The sequence below is a fragment of the Aggregicoccus sp. 17bor-14 genome, from assembly GCF_009659535.1.
Classification (GTDB): Bacteria; Myxococcota; Myxococcia; order Myxococcales; family Myxococcaceae; genus Aggregicoccus.
In genome coordinates, this window is record NZ_VJZZ01000022.1 from 1 (window position 1) to 21,035 (window position 21,035).

General features: G+C 73.3%; 21 protein-coding genes. 3 read left to right on the forward strand and 18 right to left on the reverse strand.

From position 1 onward, the window contains the following. Nucleotides 1-1,124: 1,124 nt before the first annotated feature. The 12 genes from gmk to FGE12_RS28170 are packed head-to-tail and all read right to left on the reverse strand — an operon-like array spanning nt 1,125 to nt 13,646. Nucleotides 1,125-1,778 (reverse strand): guanylate kinase, encoded by a 654-nt coding sequence (gene gmk / locus FGE12_RS28115; RefSeq protein ID WP_153869730.1) that lies wholly within the window; start codon nt 1,776-1,778, stop codon nt 1,125-1,127. Beyond that, nucleotides 1,775-2,653 carry a YicC/YloC family endoribonuclease gene (locus tag FGE12_RS28120; RefSeq protein WP_153869731.1) on the reverse strand — a complete coding sequence of 293 codons (879 nt, stop codon included), beginning with the start codon at nt 2,651-2,653 and terminating at the stop codon, nt 1,775-1,777. Before FGE12_RS28120 ends, gmk begins: the two co-directional genes overlap by 4 nt. A 10-nt stretch (nt 2,654-2,663) precedes the next feature. Beyond that, nucleotides 2,664-2,852 (reverse strand): Trm112 family protein, encoded by a 189-nt coding sequence (locus FGE12_RS28125; RefSeq protein ID WP_153869732.1) that lies wholly within the window; start codon nt 2,850-2,852, stop codon nt 2,664-2,666. Nucleotides 2,853-2,872: 20 nt separating this feature from the next. Then, entirely contained in the window at nt 2,873-3,349 is a 477-nt protein-coding gene (locus FGE12_RS28130; RefSeq protein WP_153869733.1) for an adenylyltransferase/cytidyltransferase family protein, read from the reverse strand. Beyond that, nucleotides 3,346-4,359 (reverse strand): bifunctional heptose 7-phosphate kinase/heptose 1-phosphate adenyltransferase, encoded by a 1,014-nt coding sequence (locus tag FGE12_RS28135; RefSeq protein WP_153869734.1) that lies wholly within the window; start codon nt 4,357-4,359, stop codon nt 3,346-3,348. Before FGE12_RS28135 ends, FGE12_RS28130 begins: the two co-directional genes overlap by 4 nt. A gap of 41 nt (nt 4,360-4,400) precedes the next feature. Next, nucleotides 4,401-5,462, reverse strand: coding sequence for a tetraacyldisaccharide 4'-kinase (lpxK, locus tag FGE12_RS28140; RefSeq protein WP_153869735.1), 1,062 nt, complete (start codon nt 5,460-5,462; stop codon nt 4,401-4,403). Next, on the reverse strand, nt 5,459-6,481 hold the full coding sequence (locus FGE12_RS28145) for a glycosyltransferase (protein WP_153869736.1): 1,023 nt from the start codon (nt 6,479-6,481) through the stop codon (nt 5,459-5,461). The genes lpxK and FGE12_RS28145 overlap by 4 nt, the downstream gene beginning before the upstream one ends. After that, on the reverse strand, nt 6,481-7,488 hold the full coding sequence (locus FGE12_RS28150) for a glycosyltransferase family 4 protein (RefSeq protein ID WP_370459179.1): 1,008 nt from the start codon (nt 7,486-7,488) through the stop codon (nt 6,481-6,483). Before FGE12_RS28150 ends, FGE12_RS28145 begins: the two co-directional genes overlap by 1 nt. Beyond that, nucleotides 7,485-8,798: a 3-deoxy-D-manno-octulosonic acid transferase gene (locus FGE12_RS28155; RefSeq protein ID WP_153869737.1), complete on the reverse strand. Its 1,314-nt coding sequence runs from the start codon at nt 8,796-8,798 to the stop codon at nt 7,485-7,487. Before FGE12_RS28155 ends, FGE12_RS28150 begins: the two co-directional genes overlap by 4 nt. A 27-nt stretch (nt 8,799-8,825) precedes the next feature. Continuing rightward, nucleotides 8,826-9,980 carry a PHP domain-containing protein gene (locus FGE12_RS28160; RefSeq protein ID WP_370459180.1) on the reverse strand — a complete coding sequence of 385 codons (1,155 nt, stop codon included), beginning with the start codon at nt 9,978-9,980 and terminating at the stop codon, nt 8,826-8,828. Next, on the reverse strand, nt 9,977-11,758 hold the full coding sequence (locus tag FGE12_RS28165; protein ID WP_370459181.1) for an ABC transporter ATP-binding protein: 1,782 nt from the start codon (nt 11,756-11,758) through the stop codon (nt 9,977-9,979). Before FGE12_RS28165 ends, FGE12_RS28160 begins: the two co-directional genes overlap by 4 nt. 1 nt (nt 11,759) lies before the next feature. Continuing rightward, nucleotides 11,760-13,646, reverse strand: a complete 1,887-nt coding sequence (locus FGE12_RS28170) for a DUF4388 domain-containing protein (protein ID WP_153869738.1) — start codon at nt 13,644-13,646, stop codon at nt 11,760-11,762. A gap of 84 nt (nt 13,647-13,730) precedes the next feature. Between FGE12_RS28170 and lpxB the strand changes: the two genes are divergently transcribed. The 3 genes from lpxB to FGE12_RS28185 are packed head-to-tail and all read left to right on the forward strand — an operon-like array spanning nt 13,731 to nt 16,271. After that, nucleotides 13,731-14,891: a lipid-A-disaccharide synthase gene (gene lpxB, locus FGE12_RS28175; RefSeq protein ID WP_153869739.1), complete on the forward strand. Its 1,161-nt coding sequence runs from the start codon at nt 13,731-13,733 to the stop codon at nt 14,889-14,891. A 40-nt stretch (nt 14,892-14,931) separates the two neighbouring features. Then, entirely contained in the window at nt 14,932-15,636 is a 705-nt protein-coding gene (locus FGE12_RS28180) for a polyprenol monophosphomannose synthase (RefSeq protein ID WP_153869740.1), read from the forward strand. A 5-nt stretch (nt 15,637-15,641) separates the two neighbouring features. Then, nucleotides 15,642-16,271, forward strand: a complete 630-nt coding sequence (locus FGE12_RS28185) for a MarC family protein (protein ID WP_153869741.1) — start codon at nt 15,642-15,644, stop codon at nt 16,269-16,271. Between the two features lie 9 nt (nt 16,272-16,280). Here FGE12_RS28185 and FGE12_RS28190 read toward each other — a convergent pair whose 3' ends face one another. From FGE12_RS28190 to lpxD, 6 genes are all read right to left on the reverse strand, one after another. After that, on the reverse strand, nt 16,281-16,739 hold the full coding sequence (locus FGE12_RS28190; RefSeq protein WP_153869742.1) for a hypothetical protein: 459 nt from the start codon (nt 16,737-16,739) through the stop codon (nt 16,281-16,283). Between the two features lie 14 nt (nt 16,740-16,753). Continuing rightward, nucleotides 16,754-17,773, reverse strand: a complete 1,020-nt coding sequence (locus FGE12_RS28195; RefSeq protein ID WP_153869743.1) for an OmpA family protein — start codon at nt 17,771-17,773, stop codon at nt 16,754-16,756. Nucleotides 17,774-17,897: 124 nt separating this feature from the next. Further along, nucleotides 17,898-18,701 carry a UDP-2,3-diacylglucosamine diphosphatase LpxI domain-containing protein gene (locus tag FGE12_RS28200; RefSeq protein WP_194798359.1) on the reverse strand — a complete coding sequence of 268 codons (804 nt, stop codon included), beginning with the start codon at nt 18,699-18,701 and terminating at the stop codon, nt 17,898-17,900. A gap of 7 nt (nt 18,702-18,708) precedes the next feature. Further along, complete coding sequence (gene lpxA, locus FGE12_RS28205; protein ID WP_153869744.1) at nt 18,709-19,485, reverse strand: acyl-ACP--UDP-N-acetylglucosamine O-acyltransferase; 777 nt, start codon at nt 19,483-19,485, stop codon at nt 18,709-18,711. 23 nt (nt 19,486-19,508) lie between these two features. Beyond that, nucleotides 19,509-19,973: a 3-hydroxyacyl-ACP dehydratase FabZ gene (fabZ, locus tag FGE12_RS28210; RefSeq protein ID WP_370459182.1), complete on the reverse strand. Its 465-nt coding sequence runs from the start codon at nt 19,971-19,973 to the stop codon at nt 19,509-19,511. Then, nucleotides 19,970-21,034, reverse strand: coding sequence for a UDP-3-O-(3-hydroxymyristoyl)glucosamine N-acyltransferase (gene lpxD, locus FGE12_RS28215; RefSeq protein WP_194798360.1), 1,065 nt, complete (start codon nt 21,032-21,034; stop codon nt 19,970-19,972). Before lpxD ends, fabZ begins: the two co-directional genes overlap by 4 nt. Nucleotide 21,035: the final 1 nt, after the last annotated feature.

The window sequence follows — 21,035 nt, forward strand, 5'->3', positions numbered from 1 at the left end:
TCGCCAGTGCGAGGGGGGCGATGCTTCTAACCCTGGCGCTTTCGCCTGTCAACCACTCCGCCCGTCCTGCCCGCCCGTCCCTGCCGCCCGCTTTCGGGCGGGGCGCGGCTTCTACTTCAGCGCCGCGTTCGGTGTCAACCACTCACCGCTTCGTCTGCTTCCCGCCGGCGCGCGCCCGACTTCGGCGTCTGCTTCTCGGCGGCGGGGCGCGGCTTCTAACCCGCTGCGCCCTCACTCGTCAACCGCCTCGTCATCCAGCGGCTTGCTGCCCGCTGGTGCTTCCGGTCGGCGGGGCGCGGCTTCTACTTCGTCGCCGCGCCTGCTGTCAACCGCTGCTCGTCTTCGCTCTATTTCGGCTCGAAGACCCCTTCGTCCTGCCATGGTCTCGACCCTCTCGAGCGGGGCGCCGTAACTACCCCTTCGACGCTCTCGGCGTCAACATCGACTTCGCCGTCCATTCGTCCTGGCCGCCGACATCTCGGCCGATCCTTCCGGGGCGGGGCGCGGCTTCTACGTCCTGGCCGCGTTTCGTGTCAACCGCGCTCTGCTTCCCCCTATTTCGAGGTCCTCGCCTGGGCGGGGACGTCCGTTCTGAGGGTGTGATGCGGTTGCTTCGCTGCCACGGAGTTCGAGTCGATCCTCACTCTCGGCCCTCTGCGCTCAACCACCCTGCTCTGCTCCCGAGGAGCAGCTCCATCCACCGTCCCGCCACCGTCCGCCAGGGACCTGCCAGTCAACGCGCTTCATGCCGAGCCGAGGGACGCTTCGGGTCCACCGCATAAAGCCGATGGGTCTCTCCGTGCTGCGATCCTTCTTTGCGGCCTCCGCTCCCGAGGGAGAGGCTGCCGCAGCTCGTTCGGTCTCTATTGATGAAATAAAAGAGCAGCAGCGCTTTCGCGCCGTTTTCATCAAACCCTTGTGAGGTTTCCTCGAGCCTGCGGGCTTTCACCCGCTTGCGAGCACCGTTGTGCGCCGCGTTGCCGTCGGTGGGGCGGCTTATGCGTCAAACCTCCGCGCGCCGCAAGAACTTTGTTCAACACCCGCCGATGCCTCTCGGCGTCACGGCTCCCGGGCTCCACGCGAGGTGCGCCCGGTAGGGGTCAAAACGGTCTGCCCCCGGCTGGTCATTCCCTGCCCTTCGCGGGCTCCGACGTCAGCGAGGCCTCGAGCTTCAGGCGCGAGAGATCGACACGTCCGCGGCGGCACCGCTCGGCGGCCACCACTGAGCGGAGGTCGGAGTACGCACGCTCGAAGTCGTCGTTCACGATGATGAAGTCGTAGGAGGCGGCACCCCGCTCCATCTCTGCGCGCGCGGCCAGCATCCGGCGGCGGATGGTCTCGTCCGAGTCGGTGTTCCGGTCGCGGAGCCTGCGCTCCAGCTCCTCCATCGAAGGGGGCAGGATGAACACGAGGAGGGCATCGGGGTGCTTGCGCTTGATCGCCTGCCCTCCCTGCACGTCGATGTCGAAGACGGCGACGCCGTGCTTCGCCTTCGCCTCGTCCACAACCGACTGAGGGCTGCCGTAGAAGTGCCCGTGGACCTCGGCCCACTCCACGAAGCCGCCCTGCTCGATCAGGCGCTGGAAGCGCTCCACGTCGACGAAGTGGTAGTCCACTCCGTCGCGCTCCTGCCCACGGGGGCGGCGCGTGGTGTAGCTCACCGAGAACACGCCCCCGGGCAGCTCCGAGAGGAGCTTGCGAGCGAGCGTCGTCTTCCCCGCTCCGGACGGCGCGGAGAGGACGAGCAGGAGACCGGGATGCAGAGTGGATTCGCTCATTCGACGTTCTGAACCTGCTCGCGGATGCGCTCGACCTCGGCCTTCATCGAGACGACCCGGTTCGAGATCTCGGCGTGCTGGCTCTTGGAGCCCGTGGTGTTCACCTCCCGGTGCATCTCCTGCACGAGGAAGTCCATGCGGCGCCCCGAGGGCTCGCTGCTCTGGATGAGCGCCCGGAACTGCTCGAGGTGGCTCGAGAGTCGGGTCATCTCCTCCGCGATGTCGGTGCGCTCGGCGAAGACCGCGACCTCCTGCGCGAGGCGCTGGGGGTCGACCGTCATCCCCCGCGAGAGCTCGGCCACCCGCTCCTCGAGGCGGCGGCGGTAGTCGTCCACGGAGCGCGGGGCGAGCTGCGCGACCTCCGAGGCCCAGCCGGAGATGAGGGAGAGGCGCGACTCGAGATCGGCCCGGATGGCCTCGCCCTCCACGCGCCGCATCTCCTCGAGCGCGCTCAGCGCCTGGCCCAGTGCGGCCTGACAGGCTGTGGCGGCCTCCTCGACGTTCGCTCCGCGCTCCTCGAGGCGCACGACGCCCGGCTGGTTCACGAGCTGCGAGAGGCTCAGCTCGCCCGAGAGGCCGAGCGAGCTGGAGAGCTCCCGAAACGCGCGTGCGTACTCGCGGGCGAGCCCGAGGTCGATGGTGGGCACCGTGCCTGTGGCCGTCGGCGACTGGCGGCGCACGAGCAGCTCCACGGAGCCTCGGGCGAGCCGGTCCTTCACCTGCTTCACGAGCGCCGGCTCCAGCGTGGCCAGCTCGCGCGGCAGGCGTGCCTTCACCTCGCAGAACTTGTGGTTGAGGGAGCGCAGCTCGACGCTGAGCTCCTCGTCACCTACCCGGGCGCGTCCCGCGCCGAACCCCGTCATGCTCCTCAACATTGCCGGGTTGCTAGGGGCTTTTGGCGGCCAGGTCAAGCGGCCGCGCGCTCTCCGGGAGCAGGTCCGGGACGCCGCCCTCCACCGGGTACGCGAGGCGACACGCCGCACAGACGAGCACGGCACCGTCGCTCCCGTGTGTGAGCGGTCCCTTGCACCGCGGACACGCGAGCAGGGCGAGCACTGCCTCTTCGAGCTTCATGCGGGCTCCAGGGGCAGGCCTCAGGGTTTGAGCCGGGCCGCCAGGGCCGTGGTGCTGTGGTCCTTCGGGTCTCCCGAGACGGCGGTGCGGCCCCCGTAGGCGCACACCTCGTCGGCCTCGGGGATGGTGTCCGGGGTGTAGTCCGTCCCCTTCACGTGCACGTCCGGGCGCAGCGCGCGGATGATGCCGCGGACGTTGGGCTCGTCGAAGACGAGGACGGCATCGGTGCAGGCCAGCGCGGCCACCAGCTCCGCCCGCTCGTTCTCCGGGATGATGGGCCGACCCGGGCCCTTGTACGCGCGGGTGGAGGCGTCCGAGTTCACCGCCACCACCAGGACATCCGCCAGCGCCCGCGCGCCCTCGAGGTAGCGCACGTGCCCCACGTGCAGCAGGTCGAAGACGCCGTTGGCCAGCGCCACGGTCCGGCCTTCGCGCCGCCAGCGCTCGCGCTGCTCCGCGAGGGCCTCGAGGGACTGCAGCTTGTCCAGTGTCCTCATCCGCGCCCCCGCAGCTCCGCCTGCAGCTCCTCGCGCGAGACCGTGGCCGTCCCCTGCTTCTGCACGACGAGTGCCCCCGCGACGTTCGCGAGGCGCGCCGCCTCCAGGAAGGTGCCGCCCGCCGCGAGCCCCAGCGCGAAGCTCGCGATGACCGTGTCCCCCGCTCCGGTCACGTCCACTGCCTCCTTCATCCCGTGGACGGGGATGCGCTCCACGCCCCCCTTCGCATCGAAGAGCACCATGCCGTGGCGGCCCCGGGTGACGAGGAGCGCCTGGCACTGGAGACGCCGCAGGGCGGCGTGCCCCGCGTCCAGCAGCTCTGCCTCGGTGCGCACCGGGCGGCCGGCGAGGCTCTCCAGCTCGGGCTCGTTGGGCTTGCAGACCGTGACGCCCGTGAACGAGGCGAGCGCATAGCGGGAGTCGACGCAGACCGGCATCCCCTCCGCGGCGAGTGCGCGCAGCGACGCTCGTACCTCGTCGCCCACCACCCCTGCCCCGTAGTCGCTCACGACGATGGCATCCGCATCGCGCGCGGCGCGCACCAGCTGCCGCGCGAGCTCGCGCCGCGCCCGCGGCGGCAAGGACGTGCGCCGGCTGCGGTCCAGCCGCAGCATCTGCTGGCGCGTCGTGCTCACACCTCCCGCGAGGATGCGCGTCTTGGTCTCGGTCTCCACGCCCGGGCCGCCCACCGCGCTGAGCGCGATGCCGCGCGAGCGGAACTGCTGCCGCAGCTCCCGCCCCATCTCATCGTCCCCGAGGGCGCCGAGCGCGCGGACCTCGCCCTCCAGGCTGCGCAGGTTCGCCGCCACGTTCGCTCCGCCGCCGAGCTTCACCTCGGCGGACTCGTAGCGGACGATCAGCACCGGTGCCTCGCGGCTCACGCGGTCCGTCTGGCCGTAGATGTAGTGGTCCGCGACCAGGTCGCCGACCACGAGCACGCGGCGGCGAGGGAAGAGGCGGGGCAGACGCGAGAGCTCGGGCGGCTTGCGAGGCGGAGAGGCGGCGCGCATGGGACGGCCGGTTTGTCCCACAGGGCAGGAGGGCCCACAAGTCAGCCGAGGCTGGACGAGAGCCCGAGGGCGCGCCGGAGGTGGGCCTCCCCCTCCATCACCTGCACCTCGAGGCGCACCTGCCAACAGGCGAAGGACGGAGGCAGCCGCACCGCGTCCTTCTCCGTCGTGACCACCCGTGCGCCCAGCTGCTCGGCCTTCGCGCTGACCTCGCGCAGCTCCGCGGCGCTGAAGCGGTGGTGATCGGGGAACAGCGCCGTGCCGCGCAGGTCCGTGCCCAGCGAGCGCAAGGTGGCGAGGAAGCCCGCGGGCCGCGCGAGGCCGGCGAGCGCGAGCACCGGGGCACCCTGGAGTGCCGCGGGAGGCAGTGCCGCGCCGGAGGGTTCGATCCAGGCGCTCGGCGCATAGCGCACGCGAACCACCGGCCCTGGCAGCGCGGGCAGCGGCGCCGCAGGGCCTGCACCTTCGCGAACCCAGAAGAGCGTGGCCCGGTGCAGCGCAGAGGGGGGCTCTCGCAGCGGCCCGCGCGGCAGCAGGTGGCCATTGCCCAGCCCTGCGCTCGCGTCGAGCACCACCAGGTCCTCGTCGCGCGCGAGCTTGCGGTGCTGGAAGCCGTCGTCGAGCAGCAGCGTGTCCAGGCCGTGCTCGTCGCGCGCCTGCCGCGCCAGCGCGCGGCGGTCCGGGCCGACGAAGACCCAGGCCTCGGGGCAGCGCTTCGCGATGAGCAGCGGCTCGTCCCCGACCTCCTCTGGCGAGGGCAGCAGTGCGCGGCCCTGGAAGGCGTAGGGCCGCTTCGCCGTGCGGCCGTAGCCACGGCTCAGCACGCCCACGCGCCGGCCGGCGGCAATGAGCTGCTGGGCCAGGTGCAGCACCGCGGGCGTCTTCCCCGTCCCACCCACGTGGAGGTTGCCCACCGAGACGACGCGCACGCCCTCCACGCGCTCCGGGCGCAAGACCCCTCCCGTGTAGAGCGCCCCGCGCGCCCACACGCCCGCGCCGAACGCCCACGAGAGACCGGTGAGCGGAGCGAGCAGTGCGCGCCTGGACCAGGGCTCGACGCCCCCAGGGTAGAAGACGCGCTCGAGGATGGTGGGCTCGCTCATCGTCGACTCCGCGCGGCGTCGTAGAGGGCGAGCGTGGCCTCGGCCACCTCGCGGTGCGTGGGCAGCGACCGGGGTGAGCGCGTGCCCGAGAGCGATGCCGCGACGACCGCGTCTGGCGTCGGGTCGCTGACGAGCGCGTCGGCGAGCGACGGGAGCGCGCCCTCCGCCACGGCCACCACGCGCACCCCACAGGCGCGTGCCTGTGCGGCAGCCCTCGCGCTCCAGTCATTGCCGAGCCCGAGGAGCCACACCTCGTCCAGCGCCTGGAGCCAGCGGACGAACTCGGCGCCCGAGCGATACCCCGCGAAGGTCACGGCGTGTCCCAGCTCGAGCGCCTGCACCTGCGCACGCAGGGCGCCCTCGAGTGCGCCATCTCCCACGAGCACCAGGTGCGCCCCGGGACGCTTCGGGTGGAGGCGGGCGAAGGCGTCCAGCCCGAGGCCGTGGCGGCGCGAGGGCTGGAAGGTGGACACCATGCCGATCAGCGGCGCGCCGCGCAGGCCGAGCGCCGCGCGCAGGGCGCCGACGTCGGGCGCCGGCGTGAAGCGCTCGTCCACCAGCGCCGGGAGCTGGAGCACGGCGTGCCCTGCGAGGCGTGTGCGGTCCTGGCCGCTGAACACGGTGTACGCGTCCGCATGCGGAAGGCTTCGCCGCAGGCTGCGCGGCGCGTGCACCGAGCGCACGAGCACGCTGCCCGGGGGCCGGCCCCACCGAGCCAGGAGGTGATCGTGCGTGAAGTGCGCGTGCACCACGTCCAGGGGGCGCGTGCGCAGCCGGCGCAGGTCGCGCAGCACGGCCCAGGGCGTGGACTTCACCGACAGCTCCAGGCCTCCCTCGTCCAGCAGGCCCCACTCGCGCAGGCGCGGCGCGATGGGCTCCTCCGCGAGGGTGGACTCGCGCTTGCGGTCGACGGCGATGTGCACCTCGTGGCCGAGCTGCGCCTGCGCCCGCGCGAGCAGCGCCACGTTCTCGGCGGGGCCGCTGAAGAAGGGGCTGGCGAGCAGGTGGAGGATGCGCATCAGCGGTCGAGTGACGCGTAGACCCGGGTGAGTGCCTGCGCCTCGTGGCTCACGCCGAAGCGGGTGCGCGCAGCGGCAGCGGCGGCGGCCCCCATCGCGCGGGCGCGTGCGGGGTCTGCGAGCAGGGAGGCGAGGAGCGAGCGGAGCGCCGGGACATCTCCCGGTGGATAGAGGAAGCCCGTCTCGCCGTGCACGATGGCGTCCTCCGAGTAGGGCAGCCGTGCCGCCACCACGCAGCAGCCGGAGGCCATGGCCTCGAGGAGGACCATCGAGTAGCCCTCGGTGTGCGAGGGCTGCACCATCACCGTGAGGCCGCGGTACCAGCGCTCGACGTCCGAGCGCTCGCCGAGCAGCGCGAGCCCACTGCCGCCCTGCGCGCGCAGCGCCTCCGCGAAGCCCTGCTCGGGCGGCTTGACCGCCCCCACCAGCACGGCGCGCCACTCGGGATGCGCGGCAAGCAGCGGCGCGAGCGCCGCGACGAAGTCCCCCTGCCCCTTCGCGGGACGCACGCGGCCGATGACCCCGATGCCCCAGCGGCCTCCCACCTCCAGGGCGCGCCAGGCCTCGTCCCGATCCTGCGGCGGCACGAAGCGCGAGAGGTCGATGCCGTGGCCCACCACGTCCGCCGGCAGGTGCAGCTCGGCCGCCATGGGCGCCGTGAGCGCGACGACGCGGTCCGCGCCGCGGGCGATGAGGCGGGTGAAGCGCCCGGGCCGCGCGGAGTGCCGGGTGAACACCACGCGCACGCGCCGCCCCAGCGCCTTGAGCGCCAGGCCCCAGAGCAGCTCGTTGTTGCGGTGCGCGTGCCAGATGACCGGCTCCTGTCCCGCCCGCCGCCAGAGCTCGCGCCAGCCGATGGTGGGCAGCCCCGGCTCCAGCGTGCGGCCCAGGGTGCGCGTCTCCTGGTGCTCGGCGAGCGCAGGCACCACCATCTCCACGTGGCGCGTCACGCCCGTGCGGCGCGGATGGAAGTGCGGGTGCACCACGAGCGGACGGGGCGCGCTCACGGGCCCACCGCGGGGCGAGGGCTCGCGCTGCGGTCCTCGCGCCGGCCTCCGGTGAGCAGGCGGTCCATGTGGTCCACGTTGCGCGCGCTCGCGCCGGAGACCTGTCGCACGGCGCTCTGCGCGAGCTCGCCGAGCGAGGCGATGGTGTCCGGACGGCCAAGCAGCTCGGCGATGACGCGGTAGAGGTGATCCGGGTCGTTCACCTGGATGCCTCCGCGCCCCACGAGCACCTGCACGCTGTCGTGGAAGTTCTCCATGTGCGGCCCGAAGAGCACGGGGCGGCCCTGGGCCGCAGGCTCCAGGATGTTCTGGCCTCCGCGCAGGGTGAAGGAGCCGCCCACGAAGACCAGCGTGGCGAGCCGGTACGCGCGGCTGAGCTCGCCGATGGTGTCCAGCACCACCACGGGCGCGCCCTGCCGGTTCTCCTGCGAGCGAAGGCCCGCCGTCAGCCCCGCCTCCTGCGCGAGCGCGAGGATGCGTCCGGCGCGGTCGATGTAGCGCGGCGCAATGACGAGCCGCAGGTCCGGGTGCTGCGCCCGGAGGCGGCGGTAGACCTCGAGGACGTGCTCCTCCTCGCCCTCGTGGGTGCTCCCCGCGATGAGCACGCGCGCCTCATCGGGGAGGCCGAGCGAGCGCCGCAGGCTCTCGTCGGCCGCGGCCACGTTCGGCACGGTGAGCGCGTCGAACTTGGTGTTGCCCGTCACCCAGACGCGCTCGAGTGGGGCGCCGAGTCGCAGGACGCGCTCGGCCTCGTCGTCCTCGCGCATGAGGAAGAGGTCGATCTCCCGCAGCGGGTTGCCGATGAGCGAGAAGAGCGTGCGGTAGCGGCCCAGGTGCGCGGGGCTGAAGCGCCCGTTGGTGAGCGCCACGCGCGCCCCGGAGCGCTTCACGGCGCGGATCAGGTTGGGCCAGATCTCGGTGTACTCGAGCACGAGCAGGTCCGGGCGCAGCGCCCGGACGGCCCGGCGCGTCGCGCCCCAGAGATCGTAGGGCGCGTACACCACCACGTCGATCTGCTTCGCGAGCCGCTCGCGCGCCATCATGTAGCCCGAGTTCGTGGTCGTGGAGAGCACGATGCGGCAGCCGGGGAAGCGGGCGCGCAGCGGAGCGAACATCGGGGAGAGCGCGAGCAGGTCTCCCGCGCTCGCGCCGTGCAGCCAGAGCGTGGGCCCGCTTCCCGCCGGGACGATGCCCGCCGGGTAGAAGCCGAGGCGCTGCAGCAGGCCGTTGCGCGTCTTGCGGTGCAGCGAGAGCACCGGGAAGAGCAGCGCGAAGAGCACGTAGCTGGCGAGGACGTAGAGGAGGCGCATGGCGCGGGCGGGGTTGGGGCTGCTCTATCAGATGCCCGCGGCGCGCGGCAGCACCTGCACGGGGCTGGGGACGAGCCACGGGCGCCACTCGCGTCCCCACAGCCGTCCGGGGCCGAGCACCCAGACCTCCACCTGCACCGCGCCGGGGCCGCTGAGCTGCACGCTGCGGCCGTCCGCCAGGAGCCTCCCCTGCCCCCACACCCGCACGCGCACCTGCTCGGGCGGCAGCGGGGGCAGGCGCACGCGCAGCACGTCGCCTGCGTGCGCGCGGCGGGCCCCGGGACCCGAGGCAGCGAGCCCCTCGAGCGCGAAGTCGGGGGGCTCGCCCAGCGCGCGGAACGCACACAGCGCGCGGCCAGAGCCGAGCGCCTGCACGACCTGCGAGGCCGCGAGCGCGGGGTCCGCGGGCAGCTGGCCCCCGGGCGCGGGGACGTAGAGCGCGAAGGTGCGGAAGACGTCCGCGTAGGGAGGAAGGCCGTGGGCGTCGTGGGCGCAGAGTGCGACCTGCGGCCCACGCGCCGCGAGCCCGAGCAGCCGCGGGAGTGCGGGCGAGTCCTCGTGCGCGAGCAGGAGCAGGCCGTGCTCGGGGTTGGCGAGGAAGGCGCCCGCCGCGGGCAGGAGGCGCGCGAAGGGCTCGGCGAGCGCCTCGCGGAAGAGCGAGTCCGCGCTGTACAGCTCGAGCCCCGTCGCACGCGGCGCCCCCTCCCAGTCGCGCCACGGGTTCTTGCGCTGCACCGGGTGCGCGAGGAAGGCCAGGGCGCCCGCGGCGCGGACCGCGTCGATGCCGCCCTCGCGCGCCGAGGCATCGAGCGGATGCGGGGCGCCGAGCGCGACGAGGTGGCCGCTGGGCGTGGAGAGCTCGACGCCGGGGACCACCAGCACGCCGTCGACATACGCGGGTGCAGCGGGCGCGAAGTCGTTGTGGTCCGTCACGACGACGAAGCCGAGCCCCGCGCGCTTCGAAGCAGCGACCACCTCCTGCAGCGTGCCGCGGCCGTCGGAGCGCAGCGTGTGGACGTGGTAGGCCCCGCGCACCCACGCGCCGGAGGGCCCAGCGGGGGCCAGGACCGGATAGTCCACGGCGCTCGCGCGCAGGCTGAACAGGCCCACGTACCCGAGCAGGAGCAGCACCAGGCCGGCGAGGGCCCTCAGCAGGCGGATGGCGAGCGCCGCGGGCCTCACGCGGCGCTGCCCTCCACCTCTCCGTGCTGCAGGCGCCAGAGCTGCGCGTAGCGCCGGCCCGCGGCGAGCAGCTGCGCGTGCGTGCCGGACTCGACGATGCGGCCGGCCTCCACCACGTGGATGACGTCCGCGTGGACCACGGTGTCCAGCCGGTGGGCGATGACCAGCGCGGTGCGTCCCGGGAGCACCTCGGCGAGCGCCGCCTGCACCTCGCGCTCGCTCTCCGGGTCCAGGCTGCTCGTCGCCTCGTCCAGCAGCAGCACCGGGGCGCGCGAGAGCACCGCGCGCGCGATGCACAGGCGCTGGCGCTGGCCCCCGCTCAAGGTCACCCCGCGCTCGCCCACCGGCGTGTCGTAGCCCTGCGGCAGCGCGCGGATGAAGCCGTCGGCGTTCGCCACGCGCGCTGCGGCGACCACCTCCTCGAGGCTCGCCGTGGGGTGCGCGAAGCGCAGGTTCTCCAGCACCGAGCCCGAGAAGAGCAGCGGCTCCTGGGTGACGAGCGAGAACTGCGCCCGCACGCTCGCCGCGCGGTAGCGCTCCGCGTCCACGCCGTCCAGCAGCAGCCGGCCCTCCTGCGGGCGCTCGAAGCGCAGCAGCAGCGACGTCACCGTGCTCTTGCCACCGCCGCTGGGGCCCACCAGGGCGCTCACCTTGCCGAGCGGCAGCTCGAGGTCCAACCCCTCCAGCGCGCGGCGCGGGCCGTAGGCGAAGTGCACCTGCTCCAGGCGAACGCCCTGCGAGAGCGCAGGCGCCTGCGTGGCGCCCGCAGCATCCTGGACGGGGTGGCGGCGGTCGAAGAGCGCGAAGAGCCGCTCGCCGGCCACGCCCGCCACCACACCGTACTGCGTGACCCGGCCCAGCGCCTTCATCGGCTGGTACACGAGCACCAGCGCGGTGAGGAAGGAGAGCAGGTTCTCGGGGGGCAGCGCGCGGGTGAGCGCCGCCCAGGTGAGCGCGCCAGCGAGCGCGGCGGCGGCGATGATCTCCATCACCCCGGGCACCGCGGCGCGCGCCCAGGCCGCGCGTACCACCGCCTCCTCGTGGGCGCGCGCGTGGGCGTTGAAGCGCGCGAGCTCCGCCTCCTGCCCGTTGAAGGCCTGGATGGTGCGCAGGCCCCCGAGCCCCTCGTGCAGCTGGCCCGCGAGCAGGCCGAGCTGGGCCTGGCCCTCGCGCGTGCCCTTGAGCACCGCGCGGGTGAAGCGCGAGGCCGGCAGCAGCGCGACCGGCAGCACGCAGAGCATCACCAGGCCCAGGCCCGGGCTGAGGCTGAGCGCCACCGCGGAGAGCACCAGGACCTGGAGGGAGTCGCGGATGTACGAGGCGACGGTGAGGGTGGCGGCGGTCTCCACCGCCTGCGCGTCCGCGGAGAAGTGGCTGAGCAGATCCCCCGCGCGCTCGCGAGAGAGCTGCGTGGGCGAGAGCGCGGTGAGGTGCACGAAGAGCTCGCGCCGCAGGTCCATCACCACGCGCTGGCCGAAGAGGCCCGCGAAGTAGAACTGCCCGAGGTAGCTCGCGCCCTTGATCAGCGCGAGCACGATGACGGCGAAGGGCATGCCCCACAGGGCCTGCTCGCGGCTGAGGCTCGAGAGCCAGGGCACGTGGTGGGTGCCGCCGAAGCCGCCCTCCCCTCCCGAGAGCAGGAAGCGCAGGGCCGGGCCCATCAGGTACGCGTAGGCCCCGGTGGCGAGCCCGAGGATGCCCATGAAGAGAAAGGCGAGCGCGAGCAGCCCCAGGTGGGGGCGGCCGAAGCGCGCGAGCCTCAGGTAGGTCTGGAGCACCCTACCGACCTATCTTGCGCAGGGCCGCCTTGGCCAGCTGCGAATACGGGTTGAGCTCGAGCACCTTGAGCAGCTTGCGCCGCGCGCTCGAGGCCTCGCCGCCGTCCGTGTCCACGATGGCCGAGATGATGTGCGCGCGCTCGAGGTAGGGGTTGAGTGCGAGCGCGCGCTTGAGCACGCGCTGGGCAGAGCGGGCGCGCTCCTCGCGCGCGCCCTCACCGGCGAGGTACGTGGCCCAGGCGAGGTGCGAGTAGTACTCGGGCTCGCGCGGGTTGAGCGCCACGGCCTCCTCGAAGAGCTGGCGCGCCGAGCGCGGGTCGCGGCGCTTGAGGGCGGCCTCTCCCTTGCGAAGCAAGATCTCCGCGTCCACGTTCACCGCGGTGACGCGCCCCACGTCCAGCCGGGAGAAGAGATACTGCAGGTAGGCCTTGCGCTTCTCCTCCACCGAGAGGACCCGGTAGGAGGCCGCGAGGCGGTCCTGCACGCTGTCGAGCAGGTCCTGCAGCTCCGAGGTGTCGTGCTCGGGGTAGGAGTCCGGATGGAAGCGCGCGGCGACCTCGTGGTAGGCGCGCTCCACGTCCTCGGTGTCCGCGGTGATGTCCAGCCCGAGGCCGTGGAAGTAGCTGCCGGTGATGATGCGCACCGCGGCCTCGCGCAGCGACGCGGCAGTGTCCGCGGGCAGCGGCTTGCGGCGCCGGGGCGCGATGATGTCCGCGCCCACCGGCCCCATCGTGGAAGGGCCCTCGGTCACCGGCTCGCGCGAGAAGCGCACGCCGCCGGTGAGCTTCAGCAGCCACAGCAGCGAGTAGCCGCGGCGCAGGTCACCGCGCCCGTGCGCCAGCAGGTCACGCAGCGCGATGCGGCCGTTGAACTGCATCGCGACCTTGAGGTCATCCGTGTCCAGCGCGAGCGCCGTCAGGTCCGCGCCGAAGGCGGCCGTGCGCACCGGGAACTCCGCGAGGTGCGGGCGCAGGGAGGCGGCGAGCGTGCGGACGGGGAAGGCGCGGCGCGCACCGTCGAGGAGGGGGGCGAGCGCGGGCAGCTCCACGCGGGCCACGTCCGCGAGGAACTCGTCGCCGGCGTAGAAGGCGTAGCGGCCCTCGCGCATGCCCAGCACCTGGGCCACGCGGTCGCGGGTGTAGTCGCGCAGCAAGTGCAGCAGCACCTCGCCGGCGGCCTCCACGCCGGCCTCGGCGAGCGCCGCGCCCACCCGCAGGCCCGAGGCGAGCGCCTGCGTGAGCCGGTCTCCCTGCGCCTCGGTGAGCTTGCCGCGCTCGACGAGGAAGCGCGGAAGCGCGTCCTGGCGTGCGGTGGACTCGTAGCCCACCGGGCTGCCGTGGGCGAAGTAGATGCGGCGCGAGAGGTCCCCGCGCGCCACGGCGAGGATGCCGTCGCGGCGCAGGCGGTAGGTGGAGTGCAGCAGCGCCGGCAGCGGGAAGCCCTTGAGCTCGCCCGAGGCCACCGGGGGCCGCCCCAGCGTGGCGAGCGCGCCGCGCGCAGGCGCGCCCTGGCTCGCGCGGGCCGTGGTGACGAGCGACTCGAGCTTGGCCACCAGCTCGCCGGGGCGCAGCGGGTCCGCGAGGTAGCCGTTGGCCTTGAGGTCGAGCACGGCGGCGACGCCGCGGGCCTTGCCGAGGTGCCCCTTGTCGATGACGAGCAGCGGCACGCGCGCGCCCTGCTCGCTCGCGCGCAGGAGCGGCCCGAGGTGCGCCCCCTGCAGGCGCGGGAAGTCCACCGCGACGACGACGGCGTCGGGGTTCTCGGCGACGAAGTGCTCGAGCGCGGCGCCCGGCTCGCCCACGCCGCGCACGGAGTGCCCCGCCTGGGACAGCAGTCCGATGAGGTGCTCCAGCGTGGGGCGGTGGTGCTCGGCGATCAGCAGCTTCATGAAGACTTCACGGGGAGCATCGGAGTGTAGACGCTGTTTGGGCGTCGTTGCAGCGCAGCATTCAGTTACCATGCCGGCCCTCTCATGGCTGCTCCCTCTCAGATCCTCGTCGTGTGCGGCGAGGCCTCCGGTGACGCCCACGCTGCCGAGCTGGTGGCCGCGCTGCAGGAACGGCGCCCCGAGCTGACCTTCTTCGGCATGGGTGGTTCCCGACTCGGGGCGCGCGGCGTGGAGCTGCTCTACGGGGCGCACGAGGTGTCGGTGATGGGTATCACCGAGGTGCTGCCGAAGATCCCCCGCATCCTGCAGGTGATGCGCGGGCTCGCCGAGGCGGCGGCCGAGCGCCGTCCCGCCTGCGCCATCCTCGTGGACATCCCGGACTTCAACCTGCGGCTCGCGGCGAAGCTGAAGGCCCTCGGGATTCCGGTCGTCTACTACGTGTCCCCGATGATCTGGGCCTGGCGCCGGGGGCGCGTGAAGACGATCGCCCGCCTGGTCGACCGGATGCTCTGCATCCTCCCCTTCGAGGAGGCCTTCTACCGGGAGGCCGGAGTGAGCGCGCGGTACGTGGGCAGCCCCGTGCTCGAGCAGGTGCCGGCGCCGGCGAGCGCCGGCGAGTTCCGCGAGCGGTTGGGCCTGACCCAGGCGCCCACGCTCGCCCTGCTGCCCGGCAGCCGGATGAGCGAGATCCGCCGCATCCTGCCGGCCATGGTGGGTGCGGCGCGCACGCTGGTTCAGGAGCGACCCGGGCTGCAGGTGGTGGTGCCGGTGGCACCCACCGTGGCGCGCGAGGAGATCCTCCAGCGCTTCGAGGGCAGCGGCGTGACCCCGGTGCTGGTGGAGGGCCGGGCGCCGGAGGTGGTGGGCGCGAGCGACGCGGCAATCGTGGCCTCGGGCACCGCGGTGCTCGAGGCGGGCCTGATGCAGCGGCCGCTGGTGGTGGTCTACCGCGTGTCGCTCATCACCTACTGGGTGGGGCGCATGCTGCTCAAGGTCGCGCACGTGGCGCTGGTGAACCTGCTGGCCGGCCGGCGGCTGGTGCCGGAGCTGCTGCAGGGGGACATGACGCCCGAGCGCATCGCGGGCGAGGTGCGGCAGGTGTGGATGCCGGGCGCGCCGCGCGAGCAGATGCTGCAGGGGCTCGCCGAGGTGCGGGGCACGCTGGGCAGCGTGGGCGCCGCGCACCGGGCGGCCGACGCGGTGCTGGAGCTGCTGCCTCCGGCGCCCGCCGCGCTGCCAGAATAGGAAGAGCGGGGCGGCCCGCTTCTGCTATGTCCGGACGTCGATGAATCCTGCCCTGGTCTGCATCCCCACCTACAACGAGCGCGAGAACCTGGAGCCGATCGTGAGAGCCGTGCTCGCCGCGGACCCTCGCGTGGACATCCTCGTGGTGGACGACAACTCGCCGGACGGCACCGGGCAGGTGGCGGACGCGCTCGCCGCGGAGCTGCCGCGCGTGCGCGTGCTGCACCGCGAGAAGAAGCAGGGGCTGGGCCGGGCCTACCTCCACGCGTTCCGCTGGGCGCTCGCCGAGCCGTACGCGTACGTCATCGAGATGGATGCGGACTTCAGCCACGACCCGCGCTACCTGCCCACGCTGCTGGACACGGCGATGGCGGGCGCGGACCTGGTGCTGGGCAGCCGCTACGTGCCGGGGGGCGGCACGGTGAACTGGGGCGTGGGCCGCAAGCTGCTCAGCCGCGGCGGCTCGCTCTACGCGCGCTCCATCCTCGGCGTGCGGGTGCGCGACCTCACGGGCGGCTTCAAGTGCTTCTCGCGGCGGGTGCTCGAGGCGCTGGACCTGGATGCGGTGGGCAGCAGCGGGTACGGCTTCCAGATCGAGCTCACGTACCGCACGCTGCGCAAGGGCTTCCGGGTGCAGGAGGTGCCGATCGTGTTCGAGGACCGGCGGGTCGGGAAGTCGAAGATGAGCCGGCGCATCTTCCTCGAGGCGCTGACCATGGTGTGGAAGCTGCGCCTGACGGTGTGAGCTCCATGTCCGAGTACGTCTCCCTCTTCCTGGTCTCGCTCTCGGCGGTGTTCTTCGTCGTGGACCCCATCGGCGTGGTGCCGCTGTTCCTCGCGATGACGGCGAACGACCCGCGCGAGAAGATCCGCCGCACGGCGGCGCGCGCGTGCCTGGTGGCCGGCGGGCTGATCCTCTTCTTCGCCCTCTTCGGCGGCATCATCTTCAAGGTCTTCTCGGTGTCGCTCGGGGCCTTCCGCGTGGCCGGCGGCATCCTGCTGCTCATCACCGCGCTGGACATGCTGCGCGCGCGCACCTCCGAGACGCGCACCACGCCGGGCGAGACGCTCGCGGGCGCCGGCAAGGAGGACATCGCGATCGTGCCGCTGGCGATGCCGCTGCTCGCGGGGCCGGGCGCCATCGCCACCGTGATGGTGCTGATGGCCAAGGGCCGCACGCTGGCGAGCGCCATCCCGGTGCTGCTCGCGGTGGTGCTCACCTTCCTCTCGGCCTACGTCATCCTGCGCGCCGCGGGGCTGGTGCAGCGGGTGCTGGGCCAGTCCGGCGTGGCCATCCTCGAGCGCGTGATGGGGCTCATCCTCGCCGCCATCGCCGTGCAGTTCATGGCGGACGGCGCGCGCGAGCTGATGGGACTCTAGGCGCCGGCGCTAGGGCACATCGGCAGTGACCCAGCCGGCGTGGGTGCGGCTCACGTGACCGGTGGGAGGCCCGTCCAGCACCAGGGCATCCGGGCTGGAGCGGCGCGCCTCGTAGGTGTAGCCGCCGTCCTGCGTGGGCTCGAGGTAGAGCACCAGCGCGTCCACGTTGCTCTCGCGCTGCACGGCGAAGCGCCCGTCCGTGCACACCTCGCCCTCGGCGAAGAAGCGCTGCAGCAGCCCCCCCTCGCGCAGGAACACCATCACCGGCGCGGCGCCGTTGGCGGGCTTGAGCTCTTCGACGAGGCGCGCGGGCACCGGGTCCTGGACGAGCGTGCGCACCAGCTCGCAGCGGGCGGCGGGAGGGTCGTCGCGGCCCACGCCCGAGGCCCCGCCGGGGGGCGGAGCGTGGGCGCAGCCGGTGAGCAGGGCGGCGAGGCCAGCGGCGATCAGCGGGAGGCGGGGGCTCATGGGCGGGTCTCCTCTCAGAGCTTGCGCCAGCGCGGCGCGAAGGGAGGATCCGGCAGGCGGGGATCCTCGACGGCGATGATGTACTCGGCGCGGCGGTTGCGGGCCTCGTCGGTCTCGTCCGGGGTGGGCACGCGCGGCGCCTCCTCCCCGAAGCCCTCGACGTAGAGCGGCACCCCGAGCCCCTTGCGGCGGAAGTAGGTGGCGATGCTGCGGGCGCGCGCGAGTGAGAGCGCCCGGTTGTCCGCGGCGGCGCCCACCGTGTCGGTGTGGCCGAGCACGTAGAGGCGCAGCGGTGCGAAGCGGCCATAGCGCGCGAGCGCCTCGGCGATGCGCGCGTGGCTCGCGTCCAGCTTGGGGCGCTCGGCCGCGGGCACGTCCGAGCGACCGGTGGCGAAGTGCACCTCCTCGTGGGGGATGTCCACCTGCCAGGGGAAGAGGTCCAGCCCGTTGAAGAAGTCCGCGGTGTCCCAGACGCGCAGCGAGATGCGCAGCACCCTGCCCTGCGCCGCGGGCCAGCGCACCGTGAGCGGCGTGCCCGCGGGCTCACCGGCGAAGCGCACCTCGCCGTCGAAGGCCTTCGTCCCCGTGTCCATCAGCACCGTGAGCTGCGCGCGCGCGGCGGGGCGCGAGAGCGTGAAGCGCAGCGTGCGCGCCGCGAGGTCCAGGTCGGCGGGGGCGACCGAGAGCTTCAGCGTGCCGAGCACCTCGGTGTCGAAGGAGAGGGGCATGCTCCCCGTCTCCGCGTTGGGGAAGTTCACCACGAGCTCTCCCTCGTAGTGGAAGCTGCCCTCGGGCTGCGGCAGGTCCACCCGGCGGGTGACGCCCGGGCGCCCTCCCCCCTTCACGTCCACGTCCTGCCCGTCACTGCGGCGCAGCTTCACCTCGAAGCCCGCGATGGGCTCCAGGATGTGCACGAGCAGCGCGGGGGGCGCCTGGCCCGGACCCCGCTTCGCCTCGAGCGAGACGCGCACCGCGTCCGCGCGGGCGGCGAAGGGGACGAGCAGGAGCAGGAGGGCACCGAGGCGCGCGAGCATGGGTGGGGTTCTAGTCCGGAAGGCAGAGCGTGCAACCAGGCTGCGGGCGCGCGCATTCCCAGGGGTGCAGGAGGAAGAACCACCTTCCCTCACCCCGTCCCTCTCCCAGAGGGAGCGGGGACCGTCAGCGCACTCCGACGATGGTGATGCCGTGAGTCTGCGCGGCCGCGAAGAGGGCCGGGGCGTCCAGGAGCACCGTGCGGCCCACCTCGAGCGCGAGCACGCGGGCGCCCGCCTCGGCCATCACCTCGAGCGTGCGCGGGCCCACCGCCGGCAGGTCGAAGCGCAGGTCCTGCCCGGGCTTGCAGCGCTTCACCACCACGGCGCCCTTGCCTCCGAGCTGCGCGCCGCGGCGGATGGTCTCGTCCGTGCCCTCCACGGCCTCGAGCGCGAGCACGTGGCCGCCGCGCACCACCACCGTCTGCCCCACGTCCGCGCGGCCCAGCAGCGTGGCCACCTCCACGCCGAGCGCCACGTCGCGCTCCCCTGCGGCGTCCAGGCGGGGCCCGGCGAGGTGGCCCTCGGGGCAGAGCACCTGGGCGAGGAAGTCCGTGGGAGCGACGATGCGCACCCCGCGCGCCTCGAAGTAGGCGGCGATGGCGCGCAGGAGCGCGTCGTCGCGCACGGTGCGCAGCGAGGCGAGGATGCGCAGGGCGCCCAGGTCCGGGCGCACCTCGGTGAAGGCGCGCACCCGGCCGATGCCGCCGGCCATCACCGCGCGCGTGCAGCCGGCCGCCTTGAGCGCGCGCGCGATGCGGTCCACCTGCCCGAGCCGCACCCAGTGCAGCTCCTCGACCTCCGCGGCGAGCGCGGGGTCCGCCTCGCCGCGGTGGGCGACGGCCACCACCTCCAGCCCCTGCTCGCGCGCGGCGCGGGCGAAGAGGAAGGGCAGCTGGCCGTTGCCCGCGATGAGGCCGATGCGCTCCACGCGGGGGCTAGCGGGTGAGGCCGCGCTTGCTCGCGGTGACGAAGTCCACCAGGTGATCGATCTCCGGGTGGCCGCCCAGCTCCGAGCGCAGGCGGTCCACGGCCTCGGCCAGCGGGAGCTTCGCGCGGAAGAGGATGCGGTAGGCCTCCTTGATGCGGCCGATCTGCTCCTCGCTGTAGCCGTGGCGCTGCAGGCCCACGGCGTTGAGGCCGGCGAGCTCGGCGCGGTCTCCCTGCGCGGTGCAGTACGGGGCCACGTCCATCACCACCATGGCGCCGCCGGAGATGAAGACGTGCTTGCCGATGCGGGTGAACTGGTGCACCGCCATCAGGCCGCTGAAGATGGCGTGGTCCCCCACCTCCACGTGACCCGCGAGCGCGGAGCCCTGGCCCAGGATGATGCCGTTGCCGAGCTGGCAGTCGTGCGCCACGTGGCTGTTGGCCATGAGGAGGCAGCGGCTGCCGATGCGGGTGGCGCCGCCGCCGCCCACGGTGCCGCGGTGCAGGGTGACGAACTCGCGCACGGTGTTCTCGTCACCGAGCACCAGCTGCGTGTCCTCGCCCGCGTACTTGAGGTCCTGCGGCGCCGCCCCCACCGAGGCGAACTGGAAGATGCGGTTGCGGGCACCGATCGTGGTGCGCCCCTCGATCACCGCGTGCGGGCCCACCGTGGTGCCCTCGCCCAGGGTGACCTTGGGACCGATGACCGCGAAGGGCCCCACCTCCACCGTGGGGTGGAGACGGGCCTCGGGGTGCACGACCGCGGTGGGGTGGATGTTCGCCATCTGAGCGCCCTCGCGTCCGTGCCTCAGGCCGGCTCGCCCGCGGCGGCCGAGCCGTCCTTGTCCACCACGGTGGCGAGGAACTCGCCCTCGGCGACCTTCACGCCGTCCACGGTGGCCACGCCCTTCTGCTTCCAGACGGCGCCCTTGTGGCGCACGACCTCCACGGAGAGCTGCACGCGGTCTCCGGGGAGCACGGGCTTGCGGAACTTCGCCGCGTCGATGCCCATGAGGTAGGTGACCTTCTTCTCCGGGTCCATGTTCTCGCTCTTGTAGGCGAGGATGGCGCAGGCCTGGGCGAGCGCCTCCAGGATGAGCACGCCCGGCATCACCGGGTGGCCGGGGAAGTGGCCGTTGAAGAAGGGCTCGTTGACGGTGACGTTCTTGTACGCCACCAGCTTCTGCCCGGGGACGATCTCCACGACCCGGTCCACCAGCAGGAACGGGTAGCGGTGCGGCAGCAGTCGCTGGATCTCTCCGATGTCCATCATCCGCCCTTCTCCTTCTCGAGCTGTTCGAGCCTGCGGCGCAGGCTGCGCACTTCCTTGGTGAGGTCCGCGAGCTGGCCCTGCGCGGCCACGTTCTTGAGCCAGTCGCGGTGCGGGATCGCGGGGCTGCCGGAGACCACCTGGCCGTCCGGCACGTCGTGGGCGATGCCCGACTGGGCGCCCACCTTGGCCATGTCGCCGACGCGGATGTGGCCGACCACGCCCACCTGGCCGGCGAGCACCACGCCCTGGCCGAGCTCCGCGGAGCCCGAGACGCCGGCCTGCGCGCACAGGAGGCTGAGCGGGCCCACCTTCACGTTGTGGGCGATCTGCACCAGGTTGTCGATCTTGGTGCCGCGGCCGATGACCGTCTCGCCGAGGGTGGCGCGGTCGATGGTGGTGCAGGCGCCCACCTCCACGTCGTCCTCGATGCGCACGATGCCGGCCTGGGGCACCTTGAAGTGCTGGGGACCCTGAGGGCCCTCGGGGTCGAAGGCGAAGCCGAAGCCGTCCGCGCCCACCACGCAGGAGGCGTGGAGGACGACGCGGTCGCCGACGAGGCAGCCCTCGCGCACGGTGACGTTGGGGTAGAGGATGCAGTCCTCACCCACCCGGGCGTTCTCCCCCAGGTACACGCCGGGGAAGAGCACGCTGCGCGCGCCCACGCGGGCGCCCTCCTCCACCGTGGCGCCGGCCATCACGGTGGCCTCGAGGTCCACGAGCGCGCCGGGATGCACGATGGCGCCCAGGCGCACGCCGGGAGGCGGGCGCACGCGCGGGTGGAAGAGCTCGAGCAGCCGCGCGAAGGCGAGGTGCGGGTTGGGCACCCGCACGAGGCTGAGGCCCGCGCGCGGGGGGACGTCCGGGCCCACCAGCACCGCGGAGGCGTGGGTGGACTCGAACTCGCGGCGGTAGCGGGGGTTGCCGTAGAACGAGAGGTCGCCCGTGGCTGCCTCGGCGAGCCCGCTCAGCCCACGGATGGCCTGAGCAGGGTCGCCGAGCAGCTCGCCGCCCACGTGGGCGGCGAGGTCACCGAGGCGGCGGGTGGGCTTCTCGGCAGTCACG